The sequence below is a fragment of the Paenibacillus sp. FSL R10-2199 genome (assembly GCF_038000235.1).
In the GTDB taxonomy this organism is placed as follows: Bacteria; Bacillota; Bacilli; order Paenibacillales; family Paenibacillaceae; genus Paenibacillus_AQ; species Paenibacillus_AQ phytohabitans.
The window spans coordinates 3,844,111-3,858,331 of sequence record NZ_JBBOBO010000001.1 but is presented as its reverse complement, the minus strand read 5'-3'; the positions used below and the strand labels follow the sequence as shown (position 1 = coordinate 3,858,331).

Annotated in this window: 13 protein-coding genes; 4 read left to right on the top strand and 9 right to left on the bottom strand. The window is 54.4% G+C overall.

The genetic code is table 11. The annotated features are described in order from the left end of the window. Positions 1–25 precede the first annotated feature (25 nt). The 5 genes from metE to NYE33_RS16435 all read right to left on the bottom strand — a co-directional run bounded on the left by metE (position 26) and on the right by NYE33_RS16435 (position 6,801). The gene (gene metE, locus NYE33_RS16455; protein WP_341066692.1) at positions 26–2,326 is read right to left on the bottom strand and encodes a 5-methyltetrahydropteroyltriglutamate--homocysteine S-methyltransferase; all 2,301 of its coding nucleotides are present in this window, start codon (positions 2,324–2,326) and stop codon (positions 26–28) included. A 253-nt stretch (positions 2,327–2,579) separates the two neighbouring features. After that, positions 2,580–3,440 (bottom strand): undecaprenyl-diphosphate phosphatase, encoded by an 861-nt coding sequence (locus NYE33_RS16450; RefSeq protein WP_042138782.1) that lies wholly within the window; start codon positions 3,438–3,440, stop codon positions 2,580–2,582. A gap of 27 nt (positions 3,441–3,467) precedes the next feature. Next, a complete protein-coding gene (locus NYE33_RS16445; RefSeq protein WP_039295402.1) occupies positions 3,468–4,091 on the bottom strand; it encodes a DedA family protein in 624 nt (207 codons plus the stop codon). Between the two features lie 15 nt (positions 4,092–4,106). Continuing rightward, positions 4,107–6,056: an FtsX-like permease family protein gene (locus NYE33_RS16440; RefSeq protein ID WP_076245677.1), complete on the bottom strand. Its 1,950-nt coding sequence runs from the start codon at positions 6,054–6,056 to the stop codon at positions 4,107–4,109. Continuing rightward, the gene (locus tag NYE33_RS16435; RefSeq protein ID WP_042138784.1) at positions 6,031–6,801 is read right to left on the bottom strand and encodes an ABC transporter ATP-binding protein; all 771 of its coding nucleotides are present in this window, start codon (positions 6,799–6,801) and stop codon (positions 6,031–6,033) included. Before NYE33_RS16435 ends, NYE33_RS16440 begins: the two co-directional genes overlap by 26 nt. Positions 6,802–7,050: 249 nt before the next feature. Here NYE33_RS16435 and NYE33_RS16430 point away from each other — a divergent pair, with 249 nt between their 5' ends. The 3 genes from NYE33_RS16430 to NYE33_RS16420 all read left to right on the top strand — a co-directional run bounded on the left by NYE33_RS16430 (position 7,051) and on the right by NYE33_RS16420 (position 9,022). Further along, complete coding sequence (locus NYE33_RS16430) at positions 7,051–8,088, top strand: NADH:flavin oxidoreductase/NADH oxidase (protein WP_336102312.1); 1,038 nt, start codon at positions 7,051–7,053, stop codon at positions 8,086–8,088. Positions 8,089–8,183: 95 nt separating this feature from the next. Continuing rightward, on the top strand, positions 8,184–8,618 hold the full coding sequence (locus NYE33_RS16425; protein ID WP_340840354.1) for a MarR family winged helix-turn-helix transcriptional regulator: 435 nt from the start codon (positions 8,184–8,186) through the stop codon (positions 8,616–8,618). Positions 8,619–8,746: 128 nt separating this feature from the next. Further along, on the top strand, positions 8,747–9,022 hold the full coding sequence (locus NYE33_RS16420; RefSeq protein WP_039295394.1) for a PQ-loop domain-containing transporter: 276 nt from the start codon (positions 8,747–8,749) through the stop codon (positions 9,020–9,022). A 23-nt stretch (positions 9,023–9,045) separates the two neighbouring features. Here the strand turns inward: NYE33_RS16420 and NYE33_RS16415 are convergent, their stop codons facing one another. Then, complete coding sequence (locus NYE33_RS16415) at positions 9,046–10,020, bottom strand: sensor histidine kinase (RefSeq protein WP_076245682.1); 975 nt, start codon at positions 10,018–10,020, stop codon at positions 9,046–9,048. Position 10,021: 1 nt separating this feature from the next. After that, entirely contained in the window at positions 10,022–10,720 is a 699-nt protein-coding gene (locus NYE33_RS16410) for a response regulator transcription factor (protein WP_039295391.1), read from the bottom strand. A 171-nt stretch (positions 10,721–10,891) separates the two neighbouring features. On the opposite strand from NYE33_RS16410, the gene NYE33_RS16405 reads away from it, so the two are divergent. Then, positions 10,892–11,626, top strand: coding sequence for a class I SAM-dependent methyltransferase (locus tag NYE33_RS16405; RefSeq protein WP_341066688.1), 735 nt, complete (start codon positions 10,892–10,894; stop codon positions 11,624–11,626). 488 nt (positions 11,627–12,114) lie between these two features. On the opposite strand, the gene NYE33_RS16400 is transcribed toward NYE33_RS16405, so the two are convergent. Together NYE33_RS16400 and NYE33_RS16395 are read right to left on the bottom strand one after the other, a co-directional pair. Beyond that, positions 12,115–12,912, bottom strand: a complete 798-nt coding sequence (locus NYE33_RS16400; protein WP_039295387.1) for a TIGR00266 family protein — start codon at positions 12,910–12,912, stop codon at positions 12,115–12,117. A 444-nt stretch (positions 12,913–13,356) separates the two neighbouring features. Next, positions 13,357–14,043: a YitT family protein gene (locus NYE33_RS16395; protein WP_042138789.1), complete on the bottom strand. Its 687-nt coding sequence runs from the start codon at positions 14,041–14,043 to the stop codon at positions 13,357–13,359. Between the last annotated feature and the right edge of the window lie 178 nt (positions 14,044–14,221).

Genomic DNA, 14,221 nt, shown 5'->3' with positions numbered 1-14,221 from the left:
AGCTACCACAGATTAGCAGAAACGTTTACCGGCTGACTGCCCCGCTCTTCTCCCGTACAAGGACCGCCGCCTTCACCATATTACGCAGTGCGGCTGTGGTCTCTTCCCATCCGCGAGTCTTCAATCCGCAGTCCGGATTAATCCAGAACTGCTGCACATCCAGAGCGCGGAGCGCCCGCTCGATAGCTGAAGTCATCTCCTCTACAACTGGAACCCGCGGACTGTGGATATCATACACTCCGAGTCCGATGCCCTTGTCATATTCCTGCTCCTCGAAGCTGACGATCAGCTCCCCGTGGCTGCGGGAGGTCTCAATTGAGATAACATCCGCGTCCATCGCCGAGATCGAACCAATCATGTCGTTGAATTCGCTGTAGCACATATGCGTATGCACCTGGGTCGTATCCTTGACATGGTTCGTCGCGATCCGGAACGATTTCACGGCCCAATTCAGGTAATGCTCATGATCTCCCGCCTTCAGCGGCAAGCCTTCGCGGATGGCCGGTTCATCGACCTGGATCATCTCAATGCCCGCCTCCTCCAGGGCTGTCACCTCATGGCGCAGCGCAAGTGCGATTTGCCCTGCAACGGCTTCACGGCTGAGATCATCGCGGACAAAGGACCAGTTCAGGATCGTGACCGGACCCGTCAGCATCCCCTTGACCGGCAGCTTCGTCAGCGACTGGGCATACAGGCTTTCTTTGACGGTCATCGGCTCGATAAAAGCAACATCGGCATAGATAACGGGCGGCTTCACGCAGCGTGAGCCATATGATTGAACCCAGCCGCCCCCGGTGAAGAGATAACCGGCCAGCTTCTCTCCGAAGAATTCGACCATATCCGTCCGCTCGAACTCACCATGTACCAGCACATCCAGCCCGAGCTCCTCCTGAAGGGTGATAGCCTCAGCGATTTGACGCTTGATGAACCCGTCATAACGCTCCTGGGTCCATACCCCCTTGCGCCACTTCAGCCGGGCCTGGCGGACCTCAGCCGTCTGCGGGAAGCTGCCGATGGTGGTTGTAGGCAGCAGCGGCAGACGCCACTTCTCCTGCTGAACCTTCACCCGCTCAGCAAAAGGAAGACTGCGGTTGTCCGGCAGCTTCTCCAACGAGCGTACCTGCTCAGCTACATCCTCACGCCCGCGTTCCGGGAGGGCACGGAATACAGCAAGCACTTCACGGGTTGCGGCCAGCTCCTCTGCATAACGTTCAGTGCCCCCGTCTGCAGCTGCAGCAATAAGAACCAGCTCCGCAAGCTTTTCATTGGCGAAGGCTAATGCATTCTTGACCGCAGATTTCAGCTTGTCTTCCCCTTCGACTGTAACCGGCACATGCAGCAGGCTCGAGGCGGGCTGGAGAATCAGCTGCTCTTGTGGCACATATTTCTGCAGTTCAGCAACCAGCTCCAGCTTGGCATCTATATCCGAACGCCAGATATTGCGTCCGTCGATAATTCCGGCAGCCAGGGTCTTATCCTGAGGCCAGCCCAGGCGGGCAATGGACTCCAGGTTCTTGCCTCCGTCATGGACGAAATCCAGGCCCAGGCCATGCACTGGCAATTCCAGCAATGCCTCCAGCGGCTCGGCAGCTTCGAAATAGGTCTGCAGAATAACATTAAGGCCCGGTACTGAAGCGGCGATCTCCCCGTAGATAGTCTTAAGCAACGCGATATCCTCTGCCGTTAAGCCCGTTACAATTGCCGGCTCGTCGATCTGTACCCAGGCCACGCCTTCCTGCTGCAGCTCCTGCAGCAGCTGTACGTATACCGGCAGGAAGCGGGCAGCAACTGCGGCTATTTCGGCAGCCGGGAATCCCTTAGACAGCTTGAGGAAGGTATAGAGCCCTACTATAACAGGCTTGCCTTCAATGCCTGCCCGTTCTTTGGCGAACCGGTAGGCAGCCAGCGGCTTATTCTCTGTCAGGACAGGTGTAATGCTGCCAATCTCAGGCACGATGTAATGGTAATTCGTATTGAACCATTTGGTCATCTCGCAGGCCGTAGCTCCCGCATTGCCGCGGGCCATGGCAAAGTACAGGTCGAGCGGAATCTCTCCGCCCTGATAACCGTAGCGCGCCGGTACAATGCCGAACATCGCTGCGGTATCCAGCACATGATCATAGAAGGTGAAGTCGCCCACCGGAATCAGCTCGATGCCGGCCTGCTGCTGGGTCTGCAAATGCTGGAGCTGAATTTCTTCCATCTGTGCGCGGAAATTCTGCTCATCTATTTTCCCGGCCCAGTAAGCCTCCAATGTCTTTTTCCATTCGCGGTTCTTGCCGATTCTCGGATAGCCGAGGCTGCTTGTCTTAATTCCTTTGCTCATTTATGTCCGCTCCTCTTGGGTTAAGTTAGGTGCTGCATCCTTAATCTGCTGCCATCTTACTTCACATTTTCTGCGGTCCGCAACAGATTCCGGGGAGTTTGGCTATACAGATTCCTTATAACAAAAGCAAATCCCCCCACAAAGCTGGGCTATAGCTTCGGGGGTCACTCATTTACTTCCCGGGGACCCCGAACATAATTAAAGCCGCACGCTCCAATGAAGGAGGTGCGGCTGTGGCAACCGTGCAGACGGCTCAGAACCAGATCAGGTAGACTACACCGGCGAGAATAATCCGGTAGATGGCGAAGGGCAGCAGCTTGATTCTGTTAATCAGCTTCAGGAAGAAACGCATCGACAACAGCGCGAACAGGAAGGCGCTGATAAAGCCGGCGATGAAGAACGGCAGGGCATCCAGCGTGAAGTACTGCCAATTCTTCAGCAGCGAAATCAGGCTCGCTCCGGCCATAATCGGCACAGCCATAATGAAGGTGAAATCGGCAGCCGCGCGGTGGCTCATCCCCAGCAGCACGCCGCCGGAAATCGTCGAGCCGGACCGTGAGAACCCCGGCCACAGGGAGACACACTGGATCAGTCCGACCGATAGCGCCTGCCTATATGTAATCTGGTCAACACTCTCTGTTTTGATGGTTTTGGGTGCAAACCGGTCGGCGCAGATCATAAATATGGCACCAACGACCAGTCCGATCAGCACTGTAGAAGTGGAAAATAAATGCTCATCAATGTAATCCTCGAACAGAAAACCGAAAATTCCGGCGGGAATCAGACCTACGATTACCTGGGCTAACTTCAGACGGCCTTCGGCAGGCGCCTGCGGCTGCCCCTCAGGCACCACCGTCAGCTCCTTGCGGCTGAATTTCTTCAGCCCGAGCAGATCGATGAACCGGTTACGGAAAATGATCACTACAGCAAGGATGGAGCCCAGCTGAATAACAACCTTGAACGTGTTCGCCGTATATTTTCCCAGAAATTCCTGAGATTTAAGCCACATATCATCCACAATGATCATATGACCGGTTGAGGATACCGGAGCAAATTCAGTCAGTCCTTCTACAATTCCCAGTATGATTGCTTTGACAATGGTCAGCAGCTCCATGGTTATCCTCCTTTGAATGTTGAAAAATTATCCCCGGACCTTGCCGGCATTCAGTCTTTTACGGTAATACAGGAATCCGAGCAACAAAAGTCCTGCAGCAATGATGGCATATACTACACTGGAATAGGTGCCGATAATACCGGCAATATCCTCCCACGACTCTCCAAGCGCGGCCCCCAGCAGCACCAGCAGCACATTCCAGCCTAATGTTCCGATCGTTGTAAACAGCATGAACACGCCGAATTTCATCCCGGACATCCCTGCGGGAATGGAGATCAGACTGCGTACGAGCGGAATCATCCGGCAGAAAAGCACGGTCCAGTAGCCGTATTTGTCAAACCAGGCGTCCGCCTTGCGGATATCCTTCCCGCTGATCCGCAGCAGGCCGCCCCAGCGGTCTACGATCCGCTCCAGTCTGTCCACATCCAGCATCCGTCCGATCCAGTACAGAATCACTGCACCCAGCAGTGAACCGGCGGTTGAAGCGATCAGCACGCCGGGAATCGTCATGTCAGTCGTAGTGGTCATGAATCCGCCGAAGGGGAGAATGACCTCTGAGGGAATGGGCGGAAAAACATTCTCCAGCGCCAGCATCAGAAAGATGCCGAAGTATCCGAACTGCTCCATAAAATCCGTAATCCATGTTTGCATATGCGGGCCTCCTGTTTAGAGCAGATTTTTCTTGAGATTGCGTAAATAACGGCTGCGGATAAAAAAGAAATAGATTCCCTGGGCTGCCAGATATCCGGCCAGCACTGCCCCTGTCTCGGCCGCAATCGACAGATAGAACAGGCGCTGCAGGGCAATGAAAGCAAAGACGCTGTGCAATATGGCCAGCAGCACCGGAACGAAGAACATCAGGGCCAGCTGCTGGGTGACGCTGCGGTCCAGCTCCTGATCGGTGAAGCCCATTTTGGACAACGCAGAATACTGGAAACGGTCATGCTCCAGATCCATGTACAGCCGGAAATACAGGAAGCTTCCTGCCGCGATGAAGAAGACGGTCCCCACCAGGAGGGAAGCAAACAGCATCGTACTGTACAGCGTCCGCTGAATCTCAAATAGTGTTCCGCTGACCACGACAGCGTAATTTGCCTTCTGCTCATAGGCGACCTTGCCGCCGTCCGCAAGACTTGAAGCAATGCCTACCGTCCGGGGGAAATCCTCCATGTAAAAGCCGTAGTACATGTCCTGCTGGACCGGAACGATGGTGTTATAGAGACTGTCGCTGACCACCAGGCCGCTGAAATCTCCTCCGCCCCGCCCGTCCAGCTCCGGCAGCAGATATTCGGCAACCGGTACATGCTGTGTGTAGCCAACTTCCCGGATATCTGTTCCCTGCTCCAGCGTATAAGTGGCTTTGACACGCTCACTGATCAGGCTGCGGTCCCGCTGGGAGCCGATCATCACCAGACCGTCGTGTCCTTCAAGCGGAGGTTCAGAGGAATCGAAGCCGGCATATTGGAGAGCCAGCCTGTAGTCACTGTAAGCCATGAGCGGTAACCGTTCAGTATGGTCCGGTCCGCTCTGCGCGGCCACATCGGCATATTTCACCGGGATCGACAAGGTATCATACGTTAGTCCCAACTGCTTCAGCTCCGACTCGATGCCGTCCAAATCCTGCACTGCCGTGGAACTGGCCGCTCTGCCTTTGGCGACGTAGCCTACGGCTGCGGGATAATCCAGCTTCAGCTCCCGTGACAGGGTATGGATCGACGCGAAAACACCCACCGAAGTGAAGGATACCGCCGAGACAATGGTCACCATGAAGAACATCCGCCCGTTATCTTTCCAGCGGTAGGATAAACCCGAGAAGGTGATAATCCGCATCCGCTGCCAATAGAAGCGCCGGAATCTTCTCAGCTGTTCCACCACGTATAGACTCAGCTGTGTATAGAACAGGTAGGTACCCACAACCGTGATAGCCACTACCGGGAACATCATCACCTCCACCGTGGTGGCTGTAGTCAGCACTGCCAGCACATAACCGCCCAGCAGCAGCAGTGCGGAGAGCAGCGCCTGCCAGCGGTGAACGTGCGGCTCCGCATCTCCTCTGCGTCCGCCTTGGAACATTCCCCGCGGCGTCTCATTGCCGATAAAAAAGAAGGTGCACAGCGAGATCAGGACGAACAGCAGCACAAAGCTGATAATAGTCAGCACCGGTGCCTGCCAGCTTAGATGGAAATCCAGCGGGGGAATGCCGAGAAAGGCGGAGCCTATCATCAGGAACAGCTTACCGAGCAGCATCCCGAGCAGTGTGCCGGTGAAGATCGCCGAGCCGCCGATCAGCATATTTTCCAGAAAGACCATCTTGTTGAGCTGCTGCTTGGTCATGCCATGCATCAGCAGGATACCGAACTCCAGCTTGCGGGACTGCAGGAAGGAGCCGACGGATACCAGGACAAACAGCGAGCAGAAAACATAGATGATCCCTTCTGCCATCATCATTGTCTTAGCCGCAGTATCCAGGATGAGAGCTCCTGAAATTACCGGATGGAAGATAAACAAAGCGCACAGGAAGAAAATCATCACCGAAAAAGCACTGCTGACAAAGTAGGCAGCATACTTGCGCTTGCTCCGGGTTACATTCCTATAGGCGAATTGCCGAAAGGTCATGGCCGGCTCCTCCCAGCAGTGACAGCATGTCGATGATATTCTGGAAGAAGGCGGCTCTGCTGCTGCCCCGGTATATCTCGCTGTAGAAGCGGCCGTCTTTGATAAAAATCACCCGGTGGCAAAAGCTCGCTGCCACCGCGTCATGCGTAACCATCAGCACTGTCGCTCCTTCGGCTTCATTCACTTCAGCCAGCAGCCCCATCACTTCTTCCGACGCCTTGGAATCCAGACTGCCGGTGGGTTCATCCGCCAGAATCAGCGAAGGGCGGTGGATCATCGCCCGGGCAATCGCTACACGCTGCATCTGGCCTCCGGAGATTTCATAGGTGCGTTTGTGCAGCAGCCCGGCAATATCCAGCCTGGAAGCTACTTCAGCCAGCCGCTTTTCCATTTCCGCAACGGAACTCCCGCTTAGCGTCAGCGGCAGTACTACATTCTCTTCCACCGTAAGTGTGTCAAGAAGATTGAAGTGCTGGAACACAAAGCCCAGCTCCTTGCGGCGGAACAGTGCCTTCTCTTTGCGGGCCAGCAGATTCGGGTCCCTGCCGCTGATCATTACCTGGCCTGAGGTGGGTTCATCAATCGTCGCGATGACATTGAGCAGCGTGGTTTTGCCGCTGCCGGACGGGCCCATAATTCCGACGAATTCCCCCTTCTCTACGGCGAACCGGATATGGTTCAGCGCGTGAATGGATACCTTGCCTTCATATATTTTGGATAGATTGTGTACGTCTAATAGGGGCAAGGGCTACCGCTCCTCTTTCACCTGGATTGCTTACATTATACAAACTGTAAACTAATGCTGCTATTTCTGAAACTTACAGCTACCTTACAGTATTGTAAGCACAGTTGTAGTTGACAGTTGACAGTGCAGAGATAAGGCCTTATATTTAAATGCATGAGCATGCATGTATTTTTGTGGAGAGCCGATTTGTCACATAATCCCCCCCTGCCGCATGCCAATTCCAGATTGAACGAAGGAGCGCGACGAATAATGAAGGATCTGTTCACCCCCTATGAGATTAAGAGCCTGAAGCTGAAGAACCGGGTAGTTATGCCGCCCATGTGCCAGTATTCGGTCACCAATAAAGATGGAATCGCTACAGATTGGCATTATAACCATTATGTGAGCCGTGCAGTCGGCGGTGCCGGACTGATTATTGTAGAGATGGCTGATGTTGATCCAGATGGCCGTATCACCGACTATGATCTGGGACTCTGGTCCGATGAACAGATCCCTGCCCTGGCCCGGATCGTAGAGGCCAGCCATGCCTACGGTGCAAAAGTGGGGATTCAGGTCGCCCATGCCGGACGCAAGGCCGAGGATGCCGTGCTTCCTGTCTCCTCTTCCGCTATTCCTTTTGACGATAAGTCCACTACTCCGCATGCCTTGACTACGGAAGAAGTGAAAGCTATGGTAGGCAAATTCAAGCTGGGTGTGCAGCGGGCAGTCCAGGCCGGCTTCGATGTTATTGAACTGCATGGTGCCCACGGCTATCTGATTCACCAGTTCCACTCACCGCTGACCAACCAGAGAACGGATGAGTACGGACAGGACCGGACGCTGTTCGGCCGGGAAGTAATTGCTGCCGCGAAGAGCGTAATGCCTGAGGGTATGCCGCTGATCATGCGCATTTCCGCGCAGGAATACGTTGAGGGCGGCTACGGGCTCAACGAGAGCCTGGAAATCAGCAAAGCTTATAAGGAAGCCGGAGCGGATATCTTCCACATCAGTGCAGGCGGTGAAGGCCCGATTGCTGCAGCCGGCAGACCGGGCACACATGCTGCCTATCAGGTGCCGCTGGCCAGAGCTATCAAGCAGGAGCTGAATGTGCCGGTGATTGCCGTCGGCCGGCTGGATGAAGCGGTACTCGCCAATGCGGTCATCGGCAATGAAGAGGCTGATCTCGTAGCGGTTGGACGGGGCATGCTGAGAAATCCTTACTGGACGCTGGAAGCTGGTGTAGTGCTCGGTAAAGAAGCGGGCGTTCCCAAGCAGTATGAGTTCGGGTTTCCCCGCACCGCCAAATAATTGAGCATTCCCTGCGGTGTCCTTCTCTTCTTCCAGATGATATACTAAAGTGAAATTTATATTCATGAATGGCATGCACCGGGAGGATTGAAGACATGAAGAACACCCCTGCAAATGACCTGATAACCAGTTGGTTGTCACTCTCTCATATACAAATGAATGTTGCCGCTGCACTTGAAGCAAAGCTGGTGGAGAACTATCAGTTATCGCTCAAGGAGTTCTACGTACTGCTGTTTCTGTCCGAGGCACCCGAGAAGAAGCTGAAGCTCCAGCAGCTTGAGTCCATGGTCGGGCTGAGCCAGAGCGCCGTATCCCGGCTGGTCAGCCGGTTCGAAGCCAAAGGCTGCGGCGCGCTGCAGCGCAAGGTTTGTGATGATGACCGCAGAAGCATCTATACCTCTTTGACTGACATCGGTCAGAATAAGGTGGACCGTGCGCAGGTGACCGTAAATGAAGTGCTGCAGGAAGCCTTTCCTGTAGCCGATATACAGCAGCTGCTGGAACAGCTTGTGCAGCTGAAACAGCAATAGACCCGGGCAGAGCGCCTGCCGGGTGAACCCGCCGTCCCTTACAGGGGCGGCGGGTTTTTGATATGCACCGAACCTGATATGCCCCCTGAGCATACAACGTACTAAACGAAGAATAGCGGGGTGTACGCATGTTGTTCACGGTTATGCAGCTGATTGGCGGTATCATTCTCTCTGTGGGCTGGATTCCACAAATTCTGCAAATCATCAAGACCCGGTCTGTCGCAGACCTTAGCCTGAAGTCCTACCTGCTGATGCTGCTGGGCATCGCCCTTATGGAAGCCTATGCGGTTAACCTGGCCGCTCAGGGGGTCGGGCTCGCTTTTCTGATTACCAATACCCTGTCGCTGGCGGTCGTATCAACGGTCGTCCTCCTGATTATCCGCTACCGGGCCGGCAGCAGGTAGAGCCGAACTGCCTCCCGCTTGTATCAAAATATAATCCGCACTGCCGTCCCCTTGCCCACCTCCGAGGTAATCTCCACCTCATGCTCCAGCTTGCCGCAGATCTGCTTCACCAGATACAGCCCCATGCCGGTGGATTCCTGAAAGCTGCGCCCGTTGACGCCGGTAAAATAAGGATCGAATACCCGCGGCAGGTCACCCGGAGGGATGCCCACGCCTTCATCGCGCACCTCCAGCACAGCCCTGCCCTGCTCCTCTAAATACCCGTGGAAATGCACAAACTTCCCCTCCTCCACTGTATAGCGCAGGGCATTGGTTATCAGCTGGGTTATGACGAAGGACAGCCATTTCTCGTCTGAGGTAATCGAAATCCCGCTCTCCACAGAAATCACCGGAAACACCCGCTTACGGATGAACAGCCGTTTCTGTTCCGAGGTCACGCTCCGCACCACGGCCGAGAGCTCCAGCCGCTCGACATAGAAATCATGCTCAAAGGTATCCAGCCGGGCGCTGTAGAGCACCGTTTCCAGACCTTTCTTCAGACGGTCCAGCTCATCGCCGATGGCCGTGAACGGAGGCCCGTCTTTATCCTGTATCATCAGATGAATCACCGAAAGCGGCGTCTTCATGCCATGCACCCATTGGTTGATGAAGTGAATATGCTCCTCCAGCTTGTGGCGGTAGTTGTGCAGGTCGTTCTGGTATAGCCGGAACTGCTGGGCCAGCAGCATACGCAGACTCCCGGCTAAAGGCGTGTTCTGCGCCGGCCCGCCGGATTCCTCGAGCGATACCGGCACCGTCATAAGCCGCTCATAGAACGTACGGTTTGCGAGATACCGGTAGGCAAGATAACCCAGCAGCAGAATTGTACTGAGCAGCGCCGCGTACAGGCTCACCGTGACTCCGCTTCCCCCGTCCAGACGGTAGACAAGTGTAATCATCATAAGCTGGGCCAGATAGACTATGATCAAAGGCGATTGTTCCCGCATGAACAGCTTCATGTTACCCCTCCTCCCAATTCCCGGTGAGCCTGTACCCTTGACCGCGCACCGTCTGCAGCCCCTCCATAATGTCCAGCGCAGCCAGCTTCTTGCGTACCCGGGTTACGTAGACGTTCAGCGTGTTGTCATCCACAAAAGCTTCGGTATCCCAAATCTTCTCCAGCAGCCGGTCACGTGTAACGAGGGTACCGGATTTCTGCATCAGCTCATCGAGAATCTTGGCCTCGGTGTGGCTCAGGTCGATTCTGGCCCCGCCCCGCGTCAGGATCAGCCGTTCTACATCCAGCATCAGTCCCGAGACAGTGAGGCTGCGTTCCGTGCCGCCCCCGGCATAGGAGCCATAAGCGCGGCGCAGGTGGCTTTTGATTTTGGCCATCGCAATCTCGTAATCAAAGGGTTTCGTAATATAATCATCCGCGCCATTCTCCAGCGCCATGACCTGATCCATCTTCCCGTCGCGTGCGGAGATGAACAGAATGGGACAGGTTGAGACCGCACGGATCTGGCGGCACCAATAATATCCGTCGAATTTGGGCAGGTTCACATCCAGCAGCACCAGCTGCGGGGCGAACGCCTCGAACTCGGTCCGTACCGCTTCAAAATCATGCACCGCCCGTGTTTCGTATCCAAACTTATGTAAGTAGTCCTGGAGCAGGGTTACCAGTCCCTTGTCATCCTCAATGATAAATATTTTGAACATCATAGCCCTCCGGTTGCCGCCTTAGGTAGTCTAAGGGGTTTGCCCCATAATATATACAGTACCTGCGTTCCAGTCAAATCTGCGGTATACTTTCCGGGAAGCGGTGAATGCCAGTGCAATTCCTGTTTCGAAAAAACAACGGGCTTAACGACCGTTACGGAGGTACACCGTATGAAGCAAAACAAATATGATGAGGCCAGCTTTTTTGAAAATTACAGCCGGATGCCGCGCTCCACAGGCGGACTTGAGTCCGCCGGAGAATGGGGGACTTTCCGCACGCTGCTGCCTGACCTGCAGGGTCAGCGGGTACTGGATCTGGGCTGCGGCTTCGGCTGGCACTGCCGGTATGCCCGTGAGCAAGGGGCCGTATCTGTAGTGGGCATCGATCTTTCTGCGAATATGCTGGAGCGGGCCAGGGCAATGACCCGCGATCCGAAGATTGAATACCTCCAGCTGGCAATTGAAGATGCCGCTTTCGGTGCGGATGAATTCGATACAGTCATCAGTTCACTTGCCATTCACTATGTAGAGGATTTCGCCAGCCTCTGCCGCCAGGTCTACTATTGCCTGAAGCCTGGCGGAGCCTTCGTGTTCTCGGTCGAGCATCCCATCTTCACCGCGCTCGCCGCGCAGGATTGGCATTACGGTCCTGAAGGCGGGAAGCAGCATTGGCCTGTTGACAATTATCATCTCGAAGGGCCGAGGCAGGCCAAGTTCCTTGATCATGCAGTCACGAAGTACCACCGTAATGTTGCTACCTACATTAATACGCTGATCGGTTCCGGCTTCACCCTGACCCGGATCTCCGAGCTGCAGCCGACTGCGGATATGCTGGAGAACAATGCTGCCTGGCAGGAGGAAACCCGGCGTCCGATGTTCCTGCTGCTGTCTGCGGTGAAGAATTAGCGGGTATAGCGTGCGTTTGAGAAACAAAGTTGCTTCGAAGGCGAGGCTGGATGGAGCTCCAGAGGCGAGGCTGAGCTCAGTATGCGCGCATTTGCTCCAGCAGAGGCCGGTGGGTTCTTCATAACTCACTCATCAGCATGTGGGGAGGACTGAGATTCCGTTATTTGTGCAAAACGGGTGATTTCACAGGGCAAGCGGACTCAGATTCCGTTATGGGTCCTGTTATCCCTCCTTTTGAGCTGAAATTCACAGGATAACGGAATTTCAGTCCGTTTCATCCGCAAAAGAAAGCCTTTCCGGGAAATAGCGGCCTCTCAGTCCGCTTCCCTCCACAGACCAAACAGCCGCCTCCCGGGGAATCCGGCGAGGCGGCTGTTGCACTTACCAGGGAATCCCGTGAAGCTGCTGCTGCGTTCCGCGGAACCCTGCGAGGCGGCAAATTGTTACGGTTGAATTTGGATTGCCGGCTTATTTCATCGCCGCTCCATTTACTTGCCGTCCAGCAGATTGCCCAACCCGCCGAGGATGCTGCCCTCTTCCTTGCGCCCGGAAGGTCCGGCGGCCGACAGAATACGGTCAGCCATCCGGCTGAACGGCAGCGACTGCACCCACACCTTGCCCGGTCCGCGCAGGGTGGCGAAGAACAGGCCTTCGCCGCCGAAGAGCGCAGTCTTCACACCTTTGACCATCTCGATATTATAATCGACAGAGGATGTCATGGCGACGAGACAGCCGGTGTCGAGCTTGATAGTCTCTCCAGGCTGCAGCGTCCGCTCCAGCACATGACCTCCGGAGTGAACGAAGGAGAGTCCGTCTCCTTCGAGCTTTTGCATGATGAAGCCTTCACCGCCGAAGAAACCCGCCCCCAGCCTGCGCTGGAATTCAATGCCGATCGACACGCCTTTGGCTGCGCAGAGGAAGGAATCCTTCTGGCAGATGATTTTGCCGCCGTATTGCTGAAGATCCAGCGGAATAATCTTGCCCGGGTACGGAGCGGCAAAGGTTACGCTTTTCCGTCCATATGCCCCGCTGTGCGTGAAGACGGTCATGAACAGGCTTTCCCCGGTCAGCAGCCGTTTGCCTGCACCCTTCAGCATGCCCATCAGTCCGCCTCCGCCCCGCGAGTTGCCGCTGCCGTCACCAAAGATCGTCTCCATCGTAATCTCCGGGTCCATCATCATGAAGCTGCCCGCTTCGGCGATCACGCTCTCCCCCGGGTCAAGCTGCACCTCCACACACTGAATTTCCTCACCCATAATCGCATAGTCAATTTCGTGAGCACTCATTCCCTTACATCCTCCCTCTACATTCTGAGCATAGTGTAACCTCGGGCCTTGCAGTTTGAATGAAATATATACGCGCGCTCACACCTCACGGTTTCAGTATCCGGGGACACCCGGGAGGTGAATGTGCGAACTGTGGCGCAAACGAATATGTACACATTTTACCGAAAACAAATTAACAGAGGATAATATGCAAAAATGTTGCAGATATTACAACTTCGATTCACTGATACTGGGGTGTGCGGACGAATTGTTGTAGGAAATACAAGAATCCTCTCGGTAATCGGCTTGGAGGGGGCAGAATGCTGCATTTCATACAACAATTTCCGGTTACGGTCGATATAACGGGCGGAATGTTGTATTCTGTGCAGGATTTCTCAAAAAAAAAAAAAAAAAAGACCAGCTGGACTTAAGTCCGCTGACCTTTCATCATCCCCGTATAGGGGTTCACATTGCATTGTTCACATTCACCGCGCCATCCTGAGTCTTGGCTAGTGGAGATGGAATCTTCGGAGCCTTGACCAGCTTCGGTCTGCCCAGAGAGGTTGTAAAAGTAATCACATATCCGGCCACAACTACAGCCATCACTGTGTACAGGGTCTCTTTTAACGGCATATAGAAGAGGGACAATGCCAGAACAACTACATCCATCAGGATAAATACGGTTCCTACCTTAATTCCTTTCCATTCACTGATCAGCAGCGACAGAATATCGTCCCCGCCGCTCGCCCCGCCGCCTCGCAGGACCATACCTGCTCCTAGACCTGTCAGTACACCTGACAACAATGCCGCAAGCGGCAAGTTATCCTGCAGATCAATAACCCATCCGGAATAGCGTTCCATCAGTCCGTAGAATACCGTGAAGGCTGCTACAGAGATGAAGGTGTTCACCACGAACGATTTTCCTTTGAATATGATTGCGATTAAGAGTACTGGAATGTCTAAAATCAGGATCGATAGTGATGGTGAAATCCCCAGCACATATTTGCCGAGCAGCGACAGCCCTACGAACCCGCCCTCAGTCAAATGGTTCTGATAATTGATGTGATAATACGTAAATGCAAGCAATAGTGTTCCGGACAAAATAACGGCTAATCGGAGCGGCATACTCATGCCACTATCTTGTTTCCTCATACTCGGTCTCCCCTTATCGTAAATGGCGGCTAGACGTCCCACCAGCCTCTACGAGGGGTTAAACCGGAGGTGTTGCTCCTTCGCATACAATACTCCCTTCCCTCATAGAGGCGGCCATCGTCAATTAACAACGGTACTCGCACATTCTACAGGGAAGCTAAGTATAAGACAGATCATA